15 protein-coding genes are annotated in these 20,005 nt (G+C 72.5%); 3 read left to right on the forward strand and 12 right to left on the reverse strand.

Translation table 11 applies throughout. The features are described 5' to 3' along the window. Positions 1–149 precede the first annotated feature (149 nt). Positions 150–2,273 (reverse strand): DNA topoisomerase IV subunit B, encoded by a 2,124-nt coding sequence (locus tag AB0N63_RS30825; RefSeq protein ID WP_365534098.1) that lies wholly within the window; start codon positions 2,271–2,273, stop codon positions 150–152. A gap of 439 nt (positions 2,274–2,712) precedes the next feature. Between AB0N63_RS30825 and AB0N63_RS30830 the strand changes: the two genes are divergently transcribed. Beyond that, a complete protein-coding gene (locus AB0N63_RS30830; protein ID WP_009191073.1) occupies positions 2,713–2,943 on the forward strand; it encodes a hypothetical protein in 231 nt (76 codons plus the stop codon). Positions 2,944–3,076: 133 nt separating this feature from the next. Here AB0N63_RS30830 and AB0N63_RS30835 read toward each other — a convergent pair whose 3' ends face one another. The 6 genes from AB0N63_RS30835 to AB0N63_RS30860 form a co-directional block, all read right to left on the reverse strand. Next, a complete protein-coding gene (locus AB0N63_RS30835) occupies positions 3,077–3,937 on the reverse strand; it encodes a serine protease (protein WP_365534100.1) in 861 nt (286 codons plus the stop codon). 122 nt (positions 3,938–4,059) lie between these two features. Continuing rightward, positions 4,060–5,598, reverse strand: coding sequence for an RNA polymerase sigma factor (locus AB0N63_RS30840; RefSeq protein WP_365534102.1), 1,539 nt, complete (start codon positions 5,596–5,598; stop codon positions 4,060–4,062). A 448-nt stretch (positions 5,599–6,046) separates the two neighbouring features. Further along, complete coding sequence (locus tag AB0N63_RS30845; protein ID WP_365534105.1) at positions 6,047–6,931, reverse strand: FCD domain-containing protein; 885 nt, start codon at positions 6,929–6,931, stop codon at positions 6,047–6,049. A 161-nt stretch (positions 6,932–7,092) separates the two neighbouring features. Then, on the reverse strand, positions 7,093–9,702 hold the full coding sequence (locus tag AB0N63_RS30850) for an ATP-binding cassette domain-containing protein (RefSeq protein WP_365534107.1): 2,610 nt from the start codon (positions 9,700–9,702) through the stop codon (positions 7,093–7,095). Between the two features lie 140 nt (positions 9,703–9,842). After that, entirely contained in the window at positions 9,843–10,601 is a 759-nt protein-coding gene (locus AB0N63_RS30855; RefSeq protein ID WP_365534110.1) for an NUDIX domain-containing protein, read from the reverse strand. 139 nt (positions 10,602–10,740) lie between these two features. Continuing rightward, the gene (locus AB0N63_RS30860) at positions 10,741–12,375 is read right to left on the reverse strand and encodes a DUF4192 family protein (protein ID WP_365534112.1); all 1,635 of its coding nucleotides are present in this window, start codon (positions 12,373–12,375) and stop codon (positions 10,741–10,743) included. A 163-nt stretch (positions 12,376–12,538) separates the two neighbouring features. On the opposite strand from AB0N63_RS30860, the gene AB0N63_RS30865 reads away from it, so the two are divergent. Both AB0N63_RS30865 and AB0N63_RS30870 read left to right on the forward strand, forming a co-directional pair. Next, positions 12,539–14,704, forward strand: coding sequence for a RecQ family ATP-dependent DNA helicase (locus AB0N63_RS30865; protein ID WP_365534114.1), 2,166 nt, complete (start codon positions 12,539–12,541; stop codon positions 14,702–14,704). Between the two features lie 458 nt (positions 14,705–15,162). Next, on the forward strand, positions 15,163–15,777 hold the full coding sequence (locus AB0N63_RS30870; protein WP_365534117.1) for a hypothetical protein: 615 nt from the start codon (positions 15,163–15,165) through the stop codon (positions 15,775–15,777). A 182-nt stretch (positions 15,778–15,959) separates the two neighbouring features. On the opposite strand, the gene AB0N63_RS30875 is transcribed toward AB0N63_RS30870, so the two are convergent. The 5 genes from AB0N63_RS30875 to AB0N63_RS30895 all read right to left on the reverse strand — a co-directional run bounded on the left by AB0N63_RS30875 (position 15,960) and on the right by AB0N63_RS30895 (position 19,997). Continuing rightward, positions 15,960–16,580 (reverse strand): hypothetical protein, encoded by a 621-nt coding sequence (locus AB0N63_RS30875; protein WP_365534119.1) that lies wholly within the window; start codon positions 16,578–16,580, stop codon positions 15,960–15,962. Between the two features lie 68 nt (positions 16,581–16,648). Then, on the reverse strand, positions 16,649–17,350 hold the full coding sequence (locus AB0N63_RS30880; protein WP_365534121.1) for a ribonuclease HII: 702 nt from the start codon (positions 17,348–17,350) through the stop codon (positions 16,649–16,651). A 324-nt stretch (positions 17,351–17,674) separates the two neighbouring features. Then, the gene (locus tag AB0N63_RS30885; RefSeq protein ID WP_365534123.1) at positions 17,675–18,583 is read right to left on the reverse strand and encodes an ADP-ribosylglycohydrolase family protein; all 909 of its coding nucleotides are present in this window, start codon (positions 18,581–18,583) and stop codon (positions 17,675–17,677) included. Positions 18,584–18,586: 3 nt separating this feature from the next. Then, positions 18,587–19,273, reverse strand: coding sequence for a histidine phosphatase family protein (locus tag AB0N63_RS30890; protein ID WP_365534124.1), 687 nt, complete (start codon positions 19,271–19,273; stop codon positions 18,587–18,589). 118 nt (positions 19,274–19,391) lie between these two features. Continuing rightward, a complete protein-coding gene (locus tag AB0N63_RS30895; protein WP_365534126.1) occupies positions 19,392–19,997 on the reverse strand; it encodes a YdbC family protein in 606 nt (201 codons plus the stop codon). Positions 19,998–20,005: the final 8 nt, after the last annotated feature.

A 20,005-nucleotide genomic window follows, 5' to 3' on the forward strand; every position in this document is an offset into this window, starting at 1 on the left:
GCCGCTGGTCTCCACCCGTGGGTGGAGACCAGCGGCGTTCGCGCGACCATGCGGCCGGGCGTCGGGCGGGCTGTGGCCAGGTCTTTCGTTGGATCAGGCCGGATCAGGCACCGGGGCCGGCGAGCCCGGCGTGATCCGGACGAGAGGCCCTAGGCGTCGATGCGCGAGCGGTCCAGCGTGGCCGCCGAACTGGCGATGAACTCCTTGCGGGGTGCCACGTCGTTGCCCATCAGGAGGTCGAAGACCTGCTCCGCGGCCTCCAGGTCGGAGAGGTTGATCCGGCGCAGGGTGCGGTGGCGCGGGTCCATGGTGGTCTCGGCCAGCTGGTCGGCGTCCATCTCACCGAGGCCCTTGTACCGCTGGATCGAGTCCTTGTAGCGGATGTTCTTGCTCTGGAACTCGAGCAGCTTGTCGCGCAGCTCCCGGTCGGAGTACGTGTAGACGTACTTGTCCTGGCCCTTCTTGGGCTGGACCAGCTCGATGCGGTGCAGCGGCGGCACCGCGGCGAACACGCGGCCGGATTCGACCATGGGCCGCATGTAGCGGTGGAACAGCGTCAGGAGCAGCGTCCGGATGTGGGAGCCGTCCACATCGGCGTCGGTCATCATGATGATCTTGCCGTAGCGCGCCGCGTCCAGGTCGAAGGTGCGGCCGGAACCCGCTCCTATGACCTGGATGATCGCCCCGCACTCGGCGTTCTTCAGCATGTCCGTGACGGACGACTTCTGGACGTTGAGGATCTTGCCGCGGATCGGCAGCAGCGCCTGGAACTCGGAGTTGCGGGCGAGCTTGGCCGTGCCGAGCGCGGAGTCGCCCTCGACGATGAACAGTTCGCTGCGGTCGACGTCGTCGCTGCGGCAGTCGGCGAGCTTGGCGGGCAGCGAGGACGACTCCAGGGCCGTCTTGCGGCGCTGCGCGTCCTTGTGCTGGCGGGCGGCGATGCGGGTGCGGGCGGCGGCGACCGCCTTCTCCATGACCACCCGGGCCTGCTGGGCGGCGTCGCGCCTGGTGGAGGTCAGGAACGCCTTGAGTTCCTTGGAGACCACGCTGTTCACGATGCGGCGGGCCGCCGAGGTGCCGAGGACCTCCTTGGTCTGGCCCTCGAACTGGGGCTCGGCCAGACGCACGGTGACGACCGCGGTGAGGCCCTCCAATGCGTCGTCCTTGACGATGTCGTCCTCGGCGACGCGCAGGAGCTTCTTGGCGCGCAGCACCTCGTTCATCGTCTTGGTGACGGCCTGCTCGAAGCCGGCCACGTGGGTGCCGCCCTTGGGGGTGGCGATGATGTTGACGAAGGAGCGCAGGGTGGTGTCGTAGCCGGTGCCCCACCGCAGGGCGACGTCCACGCCGAGTTCACGGGTGACCTCGGTGGGCGTCATCTGGCCGTGCTCGTCGAGGACCGGGACGGTCTCCTTGAAGGTGCCCTGCCCGCTGAGGCGGAGGACGTCGCAGACCGGCCTGTCGTTCGCCAGGTACTCGCAGAACTCGCTGATGCCGCCGTCGAAGCGGAAGGACTCCTCGCCCTTGCTGCCGCCCTCGCCGAGGCCGAACTCGTCGCGGACGACGATGGTCAGGCCGGGCACCAGGAACGCCGTCTGGCGGGCGCGCTGGTGCAGCGTCTCCAGGGAGAGCTTGGCGTCCTTGAGGAAGATCTGGCGGTCGGCCCAGTACCGCACACGCGTGCCGGTGCGGGACTTGGGGATCTTCCTGACCTTGCGCAGGCCGCTCGTCGGCTCGAACTTCGCCTCGGGGCCGCTTCCGGTGAAGGCTCCGGGCACGCCGCGGCGGAAGCTGATGGCGTGCGTGTGGCCGCCGCGGTCGACCTCGACGTCCAGCCGCGCGGACAGGGCGTTGACCACGGAGGCGCCGACGCCGTGCAGACCGCCGGAGGCCGCGTAGGAGCCGCCGCCGAACTTGCCGCCCGCGTGCAGCTTGGTCATGACGACCTCGACGCCGGACAGGCCGGTGCGCGGTTCGACGTCGACGGGGATGCCGCGGCCGTTGTCGCGGACCTCCACGGAGCCGTCGTCGTGCAGGACGACCTCGATGTGGTCGCAGACGCCGGCCAGGGCCTCGTCCACGGAGTTGTCGATGATCTCCCAGAGGCAGTGCATCAGACCGCGGCTGTCGGTCGATCCGATGTACATGCCGGGACGTTTGCGCACGGCTTCGAGGCCCTCGAGGACGAGCAGGTGCCGCGCGGTGTAGTTGGAACCGTCCCGGTCTGCTCCTGCCAGCAGCGCTGTGGACGGCACGGACGTATCGGCGGTCACGCGGTTCGCTCCTCGCTGAATTTCAGATGAGGCCCTGATGGGTAAGGGCGCGGCTTCGGTTGCCGCTCAGAGGGTACCGAGGCCTGGTAGAGCCCTTGTAACGCAACCCTCGGCAGCGACCCAGACTAGTCCAGAGTCGCATACGCGTTCGATCCCTCGATGGAGTGAAGCACATATCACGTTCCCTTCGGGGCATGAACCATTTAGGCTCCGGGCACGTCCTCATGAACAACCGGCAACCCGGCCGGGAGGACCGACCATGACCGACAGCGCGAACCCGTAAGACACACAGACACGCAATACGGCACATTCGCCGCCAAACCGGCAACGGACAGCCGCCCGGAAAGATTTTTCCGGGAAAAGCCGCGAGCGGGAACGTTTGGGGCTGGTTGGATGTTGACCCTGGTACGACAGCTCGTCGAGCTAGAGAAGAGGCGACGTGACTACTGTTCTGACCCCCGCGAGCCCGCTGACGGCCGCTGATCGCTGCGACCGCTGCGGCGCCCAGGCATACCTGCGCGTCGTGCTGCTCAGCGGCGGAGAACTGCTCTTCTGCGCCCACCACGGGCGCAAGTTCGAGCCGGAACTCAAGAAGATCGCCGCTGAGATACAGGACGAGACGGAGCGCCTGACCTCCATCCCGGCAAGCACGTCCGAAGACGAGCGCTGACACCTCGCACGACGAGCCAGCACCGGCACAGGCCGGCGAACGGGCGGCCGCCCCTGTCACGACAGGGGCGGCCGCCCGTTTTCGTCTCCCCGGGCGCGTCAGGCCGGCGCCCGCTGTTCCTCCTCCCGCACCGTCAGGACGCGTCCGCGCCCGGGTGCAGCGCCTTGGCGCCACCGGCTCCGCTCAGGGCCCTCACGACCTCGGACACCCGGGTGTAGACGCCCGGGCTGTCCGCGCGCCCGCAGCCGTTGCCCCAGGAGACCAGTCCGATCAGCCGCCCCTGGGCCACCAGCGGCCCGCCGCTGTCCCCCTGGCAGGCGTCCCGGCCCCCGGTGGTCTCGCCCGCGCACAGCATCGTCTCGGCCGTGTACGCGCCGTCGCCGCCGCCCGGGTAGGCCCGCTGGCACCGGGCGTCGGGCAGGACGTGCACCCGCGCGCCGTACAGACGGTGCGCGTACGATCCGTTGCCGTCCGTGTCGCCCCAGCCGTAGACCGTGGCGACGGTACCCGGCGCGTAGGCGGAGTCACCGGCGCCCGCCATCGGGATGACCGCGCTGCGGGGCAGCGGCTCGGCCAGGGTGACCACGGCGAAGTCACCGCTGTTGGTCGCGCGGTCGTAGCCCGGATTGACCCAGACGGAGCGCACGGCGATCTCCTTGCCCTCGTCGGAGAGAAGGTCCGTGCGGCCGGTGATGACCTTCAGATCGGGTGTCGGCGGCGCGCCGACGACGTCCTCGCCCATACAGTGGGCCGCGGTGAGCACGGCGTTCGGGGCGACGGCCACGCCGCCGCAGAACTGCCCCGCGCGCGTGCCTCCGAACAGGTCACGGCTGGCGAGCGCCACGGTCCACGGGCTCTGTGTCACGTCGACGGGGAAGCCGCCGACGACGACGCTGTCGGCGGTCGCGGGCGCCGCGTTCAGCAGCGGTATCGCGGCCCCGACGGCCGCCATGACCAGCGGCCGGGCCAGTGCCCGGGCAATACGGCCTCGCATGCGCGCTCCTCACTCTGGATGATCGTTGGACACCCAGAGTCAGACAGGGCGACGTGCACCGCAGCACGAGAGCCCGGTTCCCCCGTGGGGGAACCGGGCTCTCCGTGTCGGACGGCCGCGGCCTAGTCGAGGTAGTCGCGCAGGACCTGCGAACGCGACGGGTGGCGCAGCTTCGACATCGTCTTGGACTCGATCTGGCGGATCCGCTCACGCGTGACGCCGTAGACCTTGCCGATCTCGTCGAGGGTCTTCGGCTGGCCGTCGGTGAGGCCGAAGCGCATCGAGACGACGCCCGCCTCGCGCTCGGACAGGGTGTCGAGAACCGAGTGCAGCTGTTCCTGCAGCAGGGTGAAGCTGACCGCGTCGGCCGGGACGACCGCCTCGGAGTCCTCGATGAGGTCGCCGAACTCGCTGTCGCCGTCCTCGCCGAGCGGGGTGTGCAGCGAGATGGGCTCGCGGCCGTACTTCTGGACCTCGATGACCTTCTCCGGGGTCATGTCGAGTTCCTTGGCCAGCTCCTCCGGGGTGGGCTCGCGGCCCAGGTCCTGGAGCATCTGGCGCTGCACGCGCGCGAGCTTGTTGATGACCTCGACCATGTGCACCGGGATGCGGATGGTGCGGGCCTGGTCGGCCATGGCGCGGGTGATCGCCTGCCGGATCCACCAGGTGGCGTACGTGGAGAACTTGTAGCCCTTGGTGTAGTCGAACTTCTCCACCGCGCGGATCAGACCGAGGTTGCCCTCCTGGATGAGGTCCAGGAAGAGCATGCCGCGGCCGGTGTAGCGCTTGGCCAGGGAGACCACGAGACGGAGGTTGGCCTCCAGCAGGTGGTTCTTGGCGCGGCGGCCGTCCTCGGCGATGATCTCCAGCTCGCGCTTGAGCTTGGGGGCGAGCTTGTCGGAGTTGGCCAGCTTGTCCTCGGCGAAGAGACCCGCCTCGATGCGCTTGGCCAGCTCGACCTCCTGCTCGGCGTTGAGCAGGGGGACCTTGCCGATCTGCTTGAGGTAGTCCTTGACCGGGTCGGCGGTGGCGCCGGCCGCGGCGACCTGCTGCGCGGGCGCGTCGTCCTCGTCCTCGTCGGAGAGCACGAAACCGGCGCTCTCGGTGCCCTCGGGCTCCTCGGCGCCCTTCGGCTCCTCGAGCACCTCGTCCTCGAGGAGCTCGACGTCGTCCTTCTTACCGGCGGTGGTCTTCTTGGCCGCCGTCTTCTTGGCGGCGGTGGTCTTCTTGGCCGCCGTCTTCTTGGCAGGGGCCGCCTTCTTCGCCGCCGCCTTCCTGGCGGCGTCGTCCTCGACGGGCGAGTCGACGGCGGGCGCCGCAGGCGTGGCGGTGGCGGTGGCCTTCCTCGTGGTCACCGTCTTCGCCGCGACCGTCTTGGTGGCGGTGCGCTTGGCCGGGCTCTTCGCTGCGACGCTCTTTCGGGTGCGCTTGTTGGGCTCCGCGGCACTGACCATCAGCGTCACACCCTCTTCCTCGAGGATCTGGTTGAGGCTGCGCAGTACGTTCTTCCACTGAGTGGCCGGAATCTGGTCAGCTTCGAAGGCCCGACGCACATCGTCGCCGGCGATCTGCCCCTCAGCCTTTCCCCGCTCAATGAGCGCCATGACAGAGACGGACTCGGCGATCTCCGGCGGGAGCGTACGGGATGTGCTGGCCGACACGAACAACCTCTCGGAACGTTGGAAAACGGCTTCCGGCCCCGTCCACAGTGGACAGGAGCCGGCCACCGGCCTGGGAATGGGCCGACGGCGCGGGCGGGGGCCGGGAGGATGCACAGCGCCATGAACGGCGTCCGTATTCCCTCCGCGGCTGTCACCTCTTAGGTCATCGCGCTGTTTCCAGGAGCGTTACGCCCAATCCGCGTGGCCCGAGTCACACCCCGTAAGTGCTTAGAAGTGGCCATATGTGAACAAAAGGGATCATCCGAAGTCATGGGTGATCGCGATACAGCGGCACTCGCCGAGCCTCATCCGCCACAGACGCGGACCCCGCCGTACGCGGAGGAACCGGCGGGGTCCTGCGGGAGGCCGCTCACCGGCCCGACGGGGCCGCCGGAGGACGGCAGGGCGCGGTCGCCGTGCCGTCCGGGCCCGAAGCAGCGCGCACGGGTCAGTGCTCCCGCGGCGCGGGAACCACCCGCTCGATCTCCGGGTGCACGGTGAGGAGCTGGCGCATGGCACTCTCCGCGGCCGCTCCGTCGCCGGCCGCGAGCGCGTCAACGATCCGGGCGTGCTGCGCGACCGAGGTCTCGTTGGGCCGGTCACAGCCCGTGACGGGGCCGCCGGAGACCTGCAGGGCTGCCGAGACGATCCCGGAGAGGTGCTCCAGCATCCGGTTGCCCGCGACCTGGATCAGCAGCGAGTGGAACTCGTTGTCGGCGCGGGAGAAGGTGAGCGCGTCGCCCTGCCCGAGGGCGTGGCCCATGATCTCGACCATGTCGACGAGGCGCTGCTGGACGTCCTCGCGCCCGTGCCCGGCGGCGAGCCGGGCGGCGAGCGGCTCGATCGTCCAGCGCAGCTCGCTCAGCTCGCGCCGCTGGTCGTCGCGCTGCGGCCCGAAGGCGCGCCATTCGATGATGTCCGGGTCCAGGAGGTTCCAGTCACTGACCGGACGCACGCGCGTGCCGACGTTGGGCCGGGCGCTGACCAGGCCCTTCGCCTCCAGGACGCGGAGCGACTCGCGGACGACGGTGCGGGAGACCTCGAAGCGCTGCCCGATCTCCTCGGGCACCAGCGGGCGGTCGGCGCCCAGGTCTCCGGAGACGATCATCTGTCCGAGCTGCTGGACGAGTTGGCCGTGCAGCCCGCGGCCGCGGCCCGCGGCCCGCCGGCCGACGCGGCCCAGCTCGGGCTCCGCGCCCTCCCAGGCGGGGCTTCCGACACGGTCGGGAACGGGCGCCTCGGCGTACGGGTAGCGGTCGAGTTCGCCCGGGCCGACAAGACCGGAGTCTGTGGGGCGGGCGGCGGTCATCATGGTGTGCGCAAGGGTACTCACGCATCCTTTGTCGGCGTCGTTTCCAACTCCCTTGAGGTCTTTGGTGAAAAGCACACGAAAGGGTGATCGCTCACTCTGCCGCAATTGACGCCTTATTGGAAAGAAATGGACTTTCCGTGAGAAGTTGTGCGCAGTGAGTGACCGAAAATGCTCGGGCTTTTTCATCGGCATCGGCTCCGCAGGGCCGTCAGCACGTATCCGCACCCCAGCGCCACCAGCGACAACACCAGTGATCCCGCGAGGGGTTGAGCGATCATGCGGGCCGCGGCGGCGAGACAGCGATCTCCCCCGAAGGGCCACTCCAGCAGGAACGCCTCGCGCAGCCGCGCCGGCAGGCCGTCCGGGTCCCAGGCCGCCCCACCCATCGCCGCCTGCGCGAGCGGCGCGAGGACGACCGGTACGGCGAGCACCGCGGCCAGGCCCGCCGTCGTCGACCGGAACAGGCCCGCCGCCAGCAGCCCTGCCCACGCGCACCCCACGACGAGCCCGAACCAGTCGGCGCCCAGCGAGAGCCAGTCGCCGGGAACCTGCGTGAGCTCCCGTCCGTAGACGAGGTAGAGCACTTCGGCGTCGCAGCCGATCGTGAGGAAAGCCAGCGCCAGCGCGGTCGCGGCGGCGACGAGGAGTTTGGCGGCGAGCAGTCCGACACGGCGCGGCACCGTGCCGCGGTCCACCGCCAGCGCGGGATGGCGGAACTCGTCGCCGAAGGCCAGCGCACCGAGCAGCCCGGCGCCGAGGGCCGCGGGCGGCAGCGGAAGTTGCTGCGGCCACGCGGCCAGCAGCCGGGGCTGCGGGCTGTGACCCATGGCCCCCATGACCAGGGCGGTGAGGGCGGACACGGCCAGGGCGGCGGCGCCGGTGACGAAGCCGGTGCCGATGCCGCAGGCGCGGCGCAGTTCGTAGCGGAGGGGGCGTAGCGGGCCGGGGCCGAGGCGGACGGAGATGGGGGGCGGCAGCGGGGACGACGGGTCGAACTCGACGGCTTCGGCGGGGCGCGGAGTGGGGATCGAGGCGTGGGCGCCGACGGGAAGCGGTGCCGTCGGCTGCCCGGTGGCGGGGCGCTTGGCGGCGGACCGCGGCGCGCCGTGGCGGAAGTCGGCGCGGCGGAAGTCGCCATGACCGGCGTCGGCGCGGCCTGGCTCGGCGTGCTGCGCGGACGCGGGCTGCCCTAGGGCTGGGCGGTGGCCGTCCGGGGTCCGTCCGGCCGCCGCCTCGGAAACCTCCAGGCGGCGCGCGGCGTCCGGGCGGTCGGACGTGAGAGCGCCGCCGGGGCTCTTTGCGGCGGACGGCCGGTCCTGGCGCGGGGGCGACGAGTGGGCGTCGGGGTCAGTGAGGGCCGCCGGGGGCGGGTTCTCGGACGCGATGACGAGGGCGCGGTGCTCGGTGCGGGCCCGGGCAGCGCCGGAGCCGCCGTCCATGCCCTCGGGGAGGCGATCGTCGTCCCGTCCGGCCGGCGCGGTTCCGCCGTCGGTGCGGGCCGCGGCACAGGCGCCGTCGGGGCGCTGCGCGACGGCGACCGCCTCGGCGGAGATCGTCCGGGCAGGGGCCGTCTCGGCGGTGGAGGACGCCCGGGCGGGGGCCGCCTCCGCGGTGTGGGACGCCTGGCCGGAGTTCACCGCGCCCGGTGCGCCGCCGGAAGGAGCGGCAGGCGGCGCCGCGTCGGGAGGCCCGTCACCGGCGGTGGCCCGCTCCTGGTCGAAGAACACCCCGCCGGAAGACGCCGTGCGGTCGGACGAGCGGGCGTCCTGGTGCCTCCGGGCGACGGCGGGCTCGCGACGCGCGGTGGACGGCGCGTTGACGGACGGTTGCCGCTTGTCGACGGCGCTCATGGCCGCCAGGGCGCCTCCCTGCTGCCCGGACAGGGAGGCGGACGCCTTCGGTGCGGCTCCCGCGCCCGGACCCATGTCGCCTACCTCGTCGGCGAGTTGGTGGACGAGGATGCCGTGCCGGAACGCCACCTCGCCGACGTCCGCGCAGGTGCTGCCGTAGACGGACAGCCGGTTGCCGTCCTCCCGGACGACTTCCACGGAGCGGCGGCCCGTGCGCGCCTCCTTGGCCAGCAGGTCCGCGAGGCGGGCGGCATGCGGGGTGCGCACGGCGACGCGGGGGCGCAGCCGGTGGCGGGCGAAGTCGGTCGCCTCCTGGTCGGCGACGAGCACGCCGCGTTCGAGGGTGAGGACGCGGTCGGCCGTGCGGGCCGCCTCCTTGGGGTCGGCCGTGGTCAACAGGACGGTGCCGCCGCGGTCCGCGTGGGCCCGCAGCATGCCGTGCAGCCATCGGCCTTCCCGCGCCGAGAGTCCGTCGACCGGGTTGTCGAGTACCAGCGCGTGGGGCTCGGGCAACAGGGCGCAGGCCAGCCCCAGACGCCGGTCCATGCCGCGGGAGAGGGTGCCCAGCCGCTCCTCGCGGAAGCTGACGAGCCCGACGGCCTCCAGGACTTCGTCGGCGCGCCGGGCGGGCAGACCGGCCGCCGCGCACAGCATGCGCAGATGACCCCGCACGGTGCGGGAGGGATGACCGGGGACGTCGCCGAGCAGCGCGCCGACTTCACGTGCCGGACGGGGGATGCGATGCAGCGGCCGCCCCCTGAAGTAGGTGATGCCCCGGCCCGGTTGGAGTTCGAGCATGAGTCTGAGCGTCGTCGTCTTGCCCGCGCCCGCAGCCCCCAGGAGCGCGGTGACGCGCCCCGGGGGCACTTCGAAGGAAACGTCGTCGACGGCGGAGGGAAGGTCCTTGCGGGAGTCGCTGGTCAGTCCGAAGGCCTGGATCACCCGCAGCAAGATAGCGCGTTATGTCCCTTTTATTGTGATCACGACGCGCGTTCGGTGGCCACCGAAGCCGTCGCTCGCCCCTGTGTTCGCCTTTCGTGAGAACAGTTCATGCGCGGCGCCCCGCACGGCCCCGGAGGAAATCAGACTTCGGGGCGGAGCATGGGCGGGTTGAGCAGCGTGGCCCCACCGGCTCTGAAGAGCTGTGCCGGGCGCCCGCCCTGGCGGGTGGTCGTGCCTCCGGTGGGTACGAGGAATCCCTGAGTGCCCGTCACCTTGCGGTGGAAATTGCGCGGATCGAGGGCGACGCCCCATACCGCTTCGTAGACCCGGCGGAGTTCCCCGACCGTGAACTCGGGCGGGCAGAACGCCGTGGCCAGGGACGAGTACTCGATCTTCGACCGGGCCCGCTCCACGCCGTCCGCGAGGATCCGCGCGTGATCGAAGGCGAGCGGCGCCACCGGTTCGCCGTCGCGGCCGTAACCCTCCTGTCGGAGCAACTCCGCCACGGGCGCCCAGCGGGCGTCGCCCGCGTCACCGCCCGCCCGGGGTGCGGGCAGGTCGGGGGCCAGGGCGAGGTGGGCGACGCTGACCACGCGCATCCGGGGATCGCGCTCGGGATCACCGTAGGTGGCGAGCTGCTCCAGGTGGGCGCCGTTGTCCGAGCCGGGCGACGACGGGTCGTGCGCGTGCAGGCCGGCTTCCTCGGCCAGTTCCCGCGCCGCCGCCTGCGCCAGGTCCTCATCGGCCCGCACGAAGCCGCCGGGGAGCGCCCAGCGCCCCTGGAACGGGGGCTCCGCCCTGCGCACCGCCAGCGCGCACAGGGCATGGCGGCGCACGGTCAGCACGACCAGGTCCACGGTGACGGCGAAGGGCGGAAAGGCTGACGGGTCGTAGGGCATGCGGCGATCATAGTCGTCTGCCTGACGATAAACACTCCCTTCGCCGGTCATGAGGGCGGCGGCCCCGCGCTCGCCCGCGCGGTCGGAGGCGCGCGCCATCCCACGCAGCCTGGTGCCGAGCCGAGTCGTCGGAGCCTGGTCATGCCCGCCCCTCGGGGGTGTGCCGTCGAAGGCCGGCTCCGGGCTGACGTGCGTCCTGACGCCGGGCCGCCGCCCCCTTCTCCGCGGCACGGGAGCGGGTGCGGCTCGGTGCCGAGGAGGGGCCGGGACGGGTGCGGCCGCCTCGGGGAGGCGCCGGGCGGGTGCTCCGGGAAGCCGGGTGGACTGCCGCACCGGACCCGTCGGGAAGCCGGCGGCGCCGACGCGTCGGCGCCGCTTCCGGTACCGCTCGGGTGGCAGCCCGGTCGCTGTGTGCCGTCGCGCTCCGTGCCCCGGCGTCCGCGTCGTCCCCTGCGGGAGGAGCATCCTGACGGACTCCGACATCGGTTCCTCCCCCGCCGCGCACCCCGACCGCTCCGCCTCCGCTCTGCGCTCCTCCCGCACCGCTGTCGCCTTCCGGTGCGGGTCCCTCCGCCGGGCCGTCGGCCCCGTCACCGGCCGGCCGAGGGCGGGCCTCGCGCTCCGTGCGCAGGCAGCGCCGTACCGATTCCGGGTCCAGGCCCTCGTTGCAGGCCTGGTGCAGGAGGCGGGCGAAGAGGTAGTCGGGGTCCGCGCCCAGGGCCATGGCCAGCGCCTCACGGGCCTCGATGCCGTCACCGGTCGACCAGGCGACCCAGCCCGCGAGGGTCAGCGGCGCCGCCGCGTGCTCGCCGTACGGACCGACGCAGCGGCGGGCCAGGGCCCGCCACAGCCGGAGCGCCGGACCCGCTTCGTCCCCCTCCATCCACTCGGCGGCGCGGTCGCGGGTCGTGCGGTCCTGGAGACCGAGGATCAGCGAGGCCGCCTCCTCGTCGCGGAGCAGTGCGTCGTCGCGCAGGTCGGCGGCGGGCGCTTCGGCGAGGAAGGGCACCTCCGCGAACCGGCGCATGACGCGTTCGGCCAGGTCCAGGGTCTGCGCGGCCACCTCCGCCCGCCTGTCCTCGTCGAGGATCCTGGGCACCAGCGCACTGTTGGCGGCGTCGAGCGCGCTCTCCTGGCCGCGGTCCGCGCCGGTCTCCCGGGGGAGCAGCCTGGCCCGCAGCTCCCTGAGGCTGCCCCGCACCCGGATACCGGCGTAGGTCGCCGCGGCGGCCAGCACGGAGGTGCCCGGCAGCCCCATGGGCAGGCCCTCGTCGGGGCAGCATCCGGTGCTGGGGCAGCAGTAGGACCAGAATCGCCCGGCGGAGATGCACAGCGCCTCGATCACGGGCACGTCGAGGCGACCGCATTCCGTGCGCAGTTTCTGCGCCAGTGGCCGCAACCTGAGCATGACCTCGCGTCCCGTCTCGCCCGGCGACGGTTCCTGGCAGACGAAGGCGACCATCTGTTCCGGCTTGGCGCCCCGGCGCTCGCTGCCGGTGATGAGGCCCTGGGCCAGCTGACGGGCCGCGGACGGCCAGTCGGCCGGGTTCGGCGGGATGCCGAGACGGGCCCGGCCGCCGAACCTGCCACGCCCGCCCTGGTCGTGCAGGGCGGCCAGGACGACGCTGTCCTCGGGCGGATATCCGAGCAGATACGGCAGAGCGTCGGCCAGCTCGGCCGGGGTGCGCAGGGTGACCTGGTGTTCGGGGCCGGGGCCGCCGTAGGTGATGTCGCCGTTTTCGGACGGTCCGGTCGTTTCGCTGTGATTCGTCATGCGCCGACGATCTCGCGGATCGCTGATTTCCGCTGGGCCTGTGGATAAGTCCGACCAGGGACACGTCAACCAGTACCGCGGCCGCCCCTCCGGTCCGGCCGGACGGTCCGGTCCACCCCGGCTGTCAGTGCCGTTGTCAGTGCCGTCCTGTTGTATGGAACGCATGGAGCACACGAGCAACGCGGAACTCCGGGCGGCGGCCGACGCGGTCCTCGCCCGCCTCGTCGGCGACGCCACGGGCACGGCCCGGCTGCGCGAGGACCAGTGGCGGGCGATCGAGGCGCTGGTCGCCGAGCGGCGCCGGGCCCTGGTCGTCCAGCGCACCGGCTGGGGCAAGTCCGCGGTCTATTTCGTGGCCACCTCCCTGCTCCGGGCGCGCGGCAGCGGCCCCACCGTGATCGTCTCCCCGCTGCTCGCGCTGATGCGCAACCAGGTGGACGCGGCGGCCCGCGCCGGCATCCACGCCCGCACGATCAACTCGGCCAACACCGAGGAGTGGGACACCGTCCAGGCCGAGATCGCCGCCGGCGCGGTCGACGTCCTGCTGGTGAGTCCCGAGCGGCTGAACAACCCCGACTTCCGCGACCAGGTGCTGCCCAAGCTGTCCGCCGCGACGGGGCTGCTGGTGGTGGACGAGGCGCACTGCATCTCCGACTGGGGCCACGACTTCCGGCCCGACTACCGGCGGCTGCGGACCATGCTCGGCGAGCTGCCGCCGGGAGTCCCGGTCCTCGCCACCACCGCCACCGCAAACGCGCGCGTGACGGCCGACGTGGCCGAGCAGCTGGGCACCGGCGACTCCTCGGACGCCCTGGTGCTGCGCGGTCCGCTGGACCGGGAGAGCCTGAGTCTGAACGTCCTTCGGCTGCCGGACGCCGCGCACCGGATGGCCTGGCTCGCCGACCACCTCGACGAGCTGCCCGGGTCCGGGATCGTCTACACGCTCACGGTGGCCGCCGCCGAGGAGGTGACCGCCTTCCTGCGGCACCGCGGGCACACCGTCGCCTCCTACACGGGCAAGACGGAGAACGCCGACCGGCAGCAGGCCGAGGACGACCTGCTCGCCAACAAGGTCAAGGCCCTCATCGCCACCTCGGCCCTCGGCATGGGCTTCGACAAGCCCGATCTCGGTTTCGTGGTGCACCTGGGTTCGCCCTCCTCCCCCATCGCCTACTACCAGCAGGTGGGCCGCGCCGGCCGAGGTGTCGAGCACGCCGAGGTGCTGCTCCTGCCGGGCAAGGAGGACGAGGCGATCTGGGAGTACTTCGCCTCGCTCGCCTTCCCCTCCGAAGAACTGGTGCGCCGGACCCTGGACGTGCTGGCCCGGGCCGAGAGGCCGCTGTCGCTGCCCGCCCTCGAGCCCCTGGTGGAGCTGCGCCGCTCCCGGCTGGAGGCCATGCTCAAGGTGCTCGACGTGGACGGGGCCGTCCGGCGGGTCAAGGGCGGCTGGGTCTCGACCGGTCGGCCCTGGACGTACGACGCGGAGCGCTACGACTGGGTCGCGCGGCAGCGGGCGGTCGAGCAGCAGTCGATGCGCGAGTACGCGGCCACCTCCGGCTGCCGGATGGAGTTCCTCCAGCGTCTGCTGGACGACGAGAGCGCCAAGCCGTGCGGCCGCTGCGACAACTGCGCGGGCGCCCGCTTCACCGCCGACACCTCCACGGCCGCGCTCGACGCCGCCCGCGTCGATCTCGGGCGCGCCGGGGTGGAGGTGGAGCCGCGCCGTATGTGGCCGACGGGCCTGCCGGCCATCGGGGTGGATCTCAAGGGCCGCATCCCGGCCGGTGAACAGGCCGCCATGGGGCGGGCGTTGGGGCGGCTGTCGGACATCGGCTGGGGCAACCGGCTGCGCCCGATGCTCACCCCGCACGCACCGGACGGCCCCGTGCCCGAGGACGTGGCGCGGGCCGTCGTGGGCGTGCTGGCCGACTGGGCGAAGGGACCCGGCGGCTGGGCCGGCGGGGCGGCGGACGCCCAGCCGCGCCCGGTCGGCGTCGTCACGGTGGCCTCCCGTACCCGGCCCCGGCTGATCCGGTCCCTGGGCGCGCACATCTCGCAGGTCGGCCGGCTGCCGCTGCTGGGGTCCCTCGAGTACGCCGAGGACGCGCCCCGGGTGCCCCGGAGCAACAGCGCGCAGCGGCTCAAGGATCTGGACGGGGCGCTGACGGTGCCGCCCGCGCTGGCCTCCGCGCTCGCGGACAACCCGGGCCCGGTGCTGCTCGTGGACGACTACACCGAGACCGGCTGGACACTGGCGGTCGCCGCCCGACTGCTGCGCAGGGCCGGTGCGCAGGGGGTGCTGCCGCTGGTGCTCGCCGTCCAGGGCTGAGCCGGAGTCGCATCGGCGCCGGCCAAGGGTGACTCGAAGCCCCGTCGACTCCGACCGGGGTCGAGTCGGCGCCGCACCGGACGGTGGGCCGTCGCGGCCCCGCCCGTGCGCGTCGCGCCTCACGGACAGTGATCGGACCTGCCGGCTCCCGAGTGGCCGTCCGGAAGGCCGTACACGGCCGCTGACCGCCGAGTCTGCGTGCCACGGCGGGGAGAGGGCGCCGGCCTGTCGGCGCCTCAGGCGTCGTAGGGCAACACCCTGGGTAGGGATATATGACGCGGGTCGTCCGATAACGGTCGGTGGACCCGATTGCTCGTTGCCGCATCCAAGTTCGACAGGAAGAATCGAAGTCCGCTCCCCGCACGGCCCGGCCGTGGTCCGGCAGGGCTCTACCGCGGTGTGCGCCCCCCGAATTCCCACCCCGCCCGCAGTGTGGGCGCGTAGCCGAAGGGAGGAACGTGACCTTCGGATTCGCTCCGTCCTCGGCGGCATCGTTGTCTGCGTCCGCCGCCTCCGCCCATCGTGTGCTCGAACCCGCGGAGTGGGCCGCCGCGGGCATACCCCTGCTGCGCAACCCGCGGGAAGTCGTCAGCGGACTGCACACCCGGCACCGTCCCGGTCCCGCCACCGCCGTGGTCGCGGTCCTCGACCCGGACGAACGGCTGCGGGCGAGCGCGTCGTTCGCCCGCCGTTCGGCGGCCGCCGACGGCTGGCTGTTCCGGAACGCGCTGCTGGCCCAGCTGCGCAGGGTCATCCCGCACGATCTGCGCCGCCGCACCCCCGTGCGCACCGCCGTGCTGCTCTACTGCCGTGAGGGCGACGCGCGTTGGACGGAGGAGGACGGGGCGTGGATGTGGGGCCTGCGGGACGCCTGCACGCTGCACGGGCTGCGCTGCGGGGCGTACATCACGCTGACCCGGGACGGCTGGCAGGTCCTCGGCGAAGGCCGTGGCGGCCGGCGGCCGAGCGCCGGCTCCGCGCCCGAGCCCTTCGGCTCGGCCGGGACGCAGCCACCGCCCTCCCGCACCGGCGGAGCTGCCTCCGAGGTGCTGCGGCGAGCGGTCGCACGCTGACCCTCCGGGCCATCTGTGGACCGCCTCGGCGCCCGTCTCCGGCCGCCGCACCACGTCCGTGACCCGGCCGGGGTCCACGGTCCGGGCACGCCGAAGCGGCCGTCGCGCGGTGGTCCCGCGACGACGGCTGCGGTCCGGCCCGGCCCCGGGACGGCTGAGCCTTCCGGACGCGTCCGGAGGACTCAGACGCCCGCGCCCAGCACCGAGTTGATCTGCTGCGGGTCACCGCAGACGATCAGCAGGGCGCCGGCCCGGGAGTGGGCCAGCGGCAGGACGGTGGCGGCGACGCCGTCGGCGCCGCCGTTGACGGCGACCACGACCACGGGACGCGAGGCGGCACGGGAGGCGACGGTGGCGTCCGCGTAGAAGACGTCGTCGCCCGCGTCGTGCTGCGCCCAGTAGGACGCCTCACCGAAGGACAGCTCGTGCGCGGCCCAGGGGTGCGGGTCGCCCGTGGTGATCACCAGGATGTCACCGGGGGCGCGCCCCGACTCCAGGAGCAGGTCTACGGCCTCCTCCGCGGCGTCCAGCGCACCCTCGACGGGAGCCGGGAGCAACTGGATCTGCGGGGCGGCGGGGGTAGCCGGACCCGAGGGTCCGGGCTTGGCGGCGGCCACGTCCCGCGCCGTGCGCTGCACCGGCGGCGCCGGCCGCGCGGGGCCAGGACGACCGGGGCGCGACGGAGCCGCGGGACGGGGGCCGGGTACGGGACGGGGGGTCGGCGCGGTGCGGCCGGTGGCCGGGGTGACGCGGGGACCCTGGGCGCTCTCGTGAATCTGAGGCTCCTCGGGAATGAGAGGCATGGGCTGATATTTATCAAACGTTGGTGCGGCTCGCGCGGGCGGGTGGCAGATCCGGACAGGCGGAACCGTCAGAAGTCGAAGCCGAGCTGGCCCTCGATCTCCGGAACGCCTCCGTCCGCCGGGACGCGGGCCTTTTTGAGGTGCTGCCACCGCGGCAGCGCATCAAGATACGCCCACGACAGCCGGTGGTACGGGGTGGGTCCCCGCTCCTCCAGCGCGGCCTTGTGCACGGGCGACGGATAGCCGGCGTTGGCCGCGAAACCGAAGTCTGCATGCTCGTTGCCGAGTTCGGCCATCATTTTGTCGCGATGGACCTTGGCGATCACCGAGGCCGCCGCGACGGCCACGCAGGACCGGTCGCCCTTGATGACCGTACGGACCTTCCACGGGGCGCCGAGGTAGTCGTGCTTCCCGTCGAGGATGACCGCGTCGGGACGGACCGGAAGGCCCTCCAGGGCCCGCGAGGCCGCGAGCCGCAGCGCCGCGGTCATCCCGAGGTCGTCGATCTCCTCGGGCGAGGCGTGGCCGAGGGCGTACGCCGTCACCCACTTCCGCAGTTCCGCGTCGAGTTCGTTGCGTCGCTTGACGGTGAGCAGCTTGGAGTCGGTGAGGCCAACGGGGGGCCGGCGCAGTCCGGTCACCGCCGCGCAGACGGTGACGGGGCCGGCCCACGCGCCGCGCCCCACTTCGTCGACACCGGCAATGACCTTCGCTCCGGTCGTGGCTCGGAGGGAGCGCTCGACGGTGTGAGTGGGTGGTTCGTACGGCATGGCGCCCTTAGCCTACGCCGCCCCGATCCCGGTGCGACACCCCGGTTTCCGTCACCGGCCGAACCATCGGATCGTTCACTCCCGCACACGTCATAGCGGTGAGCCGTCCCGCCCCGGACCGAGGGGAGGGCTCAGCCGTCACGCACGGCTTGTCGCATCCCTGCCCGCCTGATCGCGGGTTTCATCACTCCCCATGGAAGGCCGGGACGAGTTACGCGACCGGTGACGGTCTCGGTGGACCGGCTCCCCGTCCTCCGGGATCGCATTCGGGAATCGTGGAGCGAAGTGAACGGTCCGGGCGGGCGGCCGTCGGCACCCGCCCGCTCACACCGCCGACAGCACCCACTCCGGCAGTGCCTCCGTGCGCCGTACCCACTCGGCCGACGGCCTCCCCGCCGTGCCCGAGGCCAGTACGCCGCCCACGATGGCGCACGTGGTGTCCACGTCGCCGCCGGCCTGGGCGGTCGTCCAGAAGGCCTCCTCGTAGTCCCCGAGCCGGCGGGCGGCCGACCACAGCGCGAACGGCACCGTGTCGTGGGCCGTCGTACGCCGTCCGCAGCCGAGGACGGCCGCGACCGTGCCCGCGTCGCCGAAGTCGAGCATGTCGCGAGCCCGGCGCAGCCCCGCGCCGACGGCGCTGCGCGCCGGTACGAGCGCGATGACGCCGTCGAGCAGCGCCTGCGGGCTCGGCGTGCCGCCGGGAGCGGCGGCCAGGGCGGCGGCGGCCGCCACGGCCATGGCGCCGACGACCGCCTCCCGGTGCTGATGGGTGGGGTAGGCGGAGATCTCTGCCTGGTGGGTGGCCTGCTCGGGGTCGTCCGCGTACCAGGCGCCGAGGGGCGCGATGCGCATGGCGGCGCCGTTGCCCCAGGAGCCCTGGCCGTTGAAGAGGGCGGCGGCCAGCTCCCGCCAGTCGCCGCCCTCGCGCACGAGGCGCAGCAGGCGGTTGACCGCGGGGCCGTAGCCCCGGTCGAAGTCGTGGTGCCGGGCGAAGGACTGGGCCAGGGCGTCCTGGTCGATGCGCCGGTGGGCGGCGAGCACGGCGACGACGGAGCAGGCCATCTCCGTGTCGTCCGTCCACTGCCAGGTGCCTGGGGGCAGCTCGCGCCGCTTGAGGAGGGGGTAGTTCGCCGGGACGAAGAACTGGGAGCCCAGGGCGTCCCCCACCGCGAGTCCGCGTGCGCTGGCCAGGGCGCGTTCCAGGCGCCCGCCGAAAGAGGGGTCAGGGGTCATCGCTCAGCCACTCCATCCAGTCGTCCCGTGCTGTCCGGTGATCCCGTAGGGTTCCGGTTCCCGCCAGCGATCGAACGGCCGGTTCAGGACGTATCTGCCGTCGTCACCGAGAACGAGCATCCGCATCTCGCCGTTCCCCGGATTGGACAGCGACTCGAACTCAGCGACGGTCCAGTGGAACCAGCGCATGCAGAACAGCCGCATCGCCAGGCCGTGGGTGACCAGGAGGACGTTGGGCGGGTGGTCGGGGGCCTCGAAGCTGCGGAAGAGACTCTCCAGGAAGCCGCCGACCCGGTCGTAGACGTCGGCGCCGGACTCGCCCTGCGCGAAGCGGTAGAAGAAGTGCCCGTAGGCGTCGCGGTAGGCCTTCTGGAGGCGTACGTCGTCGCGGTCCTGCCAGTTGCCCCAGTCCTGTTCGCGTAGCCGCGGCTCCTCGCGCACCCGTATCAGGTCGGGGTCGAGGTGGAAGGCGCGCAGGGTCTCGTGGGTGCGGCGGTAGGGGGAGACGTAGACGCTGACGCGCTCCCTGCCGAACAGGTCGCGCAGTTCCTTGCCCGTCTCCTCGGCCTGCCGGCGGCCGCGCTCGGTGAGCGCCAGGGCGTGGTCGGGCTCGCGCTCGTACACCGAGTCGTCGATGTTGCCCTCCGACTCGCCGTGCCGGACGAGGACGATGCGCCGTGGTCGTGCCATGCCGAAACACTAGATCGGGCGAGGGCCGATCGAAGACTCGAGCGGCCCCCGTACGGTGCACGTCACACGGATCGGGGGGACTGCCTGCGAGGCCGCCCGGCGGTCCGGGCGAGCGCCGCTACACCGTCCAGGCGGGTTCCAGGGCCACGATGTCGCCGGTGAGCGCGGCGACGTCCGCCTCCGTCTGGGCGCGCAGGGCGAGCCGTTCCACCCGTTCGGTGCGGTACTTCCCGTGCTCGGCGGAGGACCGCCACATGGACAGCACCAGGAACTCGCTGCCCGGGGCCTCGCCGAACAGCCCGCGGATCATGCCGGGAGAGCCGGCCATCGCCGGGTTCCAGACCTTCTCCTGCATCAGCGTGAAGTGCTCGGCGCGCTCCTCGTGGACGCGGCACAGGGCGACGCGCAGCAGATCGGCGTCGGTGAAACGAGGCTCGAACCCCGTCTTCACATCGAACCGGTGGTCGAACAACCGGACCTGGGCGTCCTTGAAGGTGCCGTTCTGGGCCGTCGCCAGCCGGTCGTGGGAGCGAGCCATGAAGGAGTCGTAGAAGGCGCGGCTCTCCCAGAAGGCGAAGACGTGCGCCACGTCCTGCCGCCCCCGGCTCCAGCCACCCCCTTGTCCCCGGAACCCCGGCTCCCCCAGAAGCCCCGCCCACTTCCGCTGCCCCCGCTCGAACCCCCGGCGGTCCACCACGGTGCAGCGAGTCCACTTGACCAGCACCGCGCCAT

The sequence above is a fragment of the Streptomyces sp. NPDC093260 genome, assembly GCF_040683715.1.
Classification (GTDB): Bacteria; Actinomycetota; Actinomycetes; order Streptomycetales; family Streptomycetaceae; genus Streptomyces; species Streptomyces sennicomposti.

Coding starts and splice junctions, on each gene's coding strand:
- AB0N63_RS30835 (WP_365534100.1), bottom strand. CDS start 3,937: ATGCGAGGCCGTATTGCCCGGGCACTGGCCCGGCCGCTGGTCATGGCG.
- AB0N63_RS30855 (WP_365534110.1), bottom strand. CDS start 10,601: ATGCCCTACGACCCGTCAGCCTTTCCGCCCTTCGCCGTCACCGTGGAC.
- AB0N63_RS30860 (WP_365534112.1), bottom strand. CDS start 12,375: ATGACGAATCACAGCGAAACGACCGGACCGTCCGAAAACGGCGACATC.
- AB0N63_RS30865 (WP_365534114.1), top strand. CDS start 12,539: ATGGAGCACACGAGCAACGCGGAACTCCGGGCGGCGGCCGACGCGGTC.
- AB0N63_RS30875 (WP_365534119.1), bottom strand. CDS start 16,580: ATGCCTCTCATTCCCGAGGAGCCTCAGATTCACGAGAGCGCCCAGGGT.
- AB0N63_RS30880 (WP_365534121.1), bottom strand. CDS start 17,350: ATGCCGTACGAACCACCCACTCACACCGTCGAGCGCTCCCTCCGAGCC.
- AB0N63_RS30885 (WP_365534123.1), bottom strand. CDS start 18,583: ATGACCCCTGACCCCTCTTTCGGCGGGCGCCTGGAACGCGCCCTGGCC.
- AB0N63_RS30890 (WP_365534124.1), bottom strand. CDS start 19,273: ATGGCACGACCACGGCGCATCGTCCTCGTCCGGCACGGCGAGTCGGAG.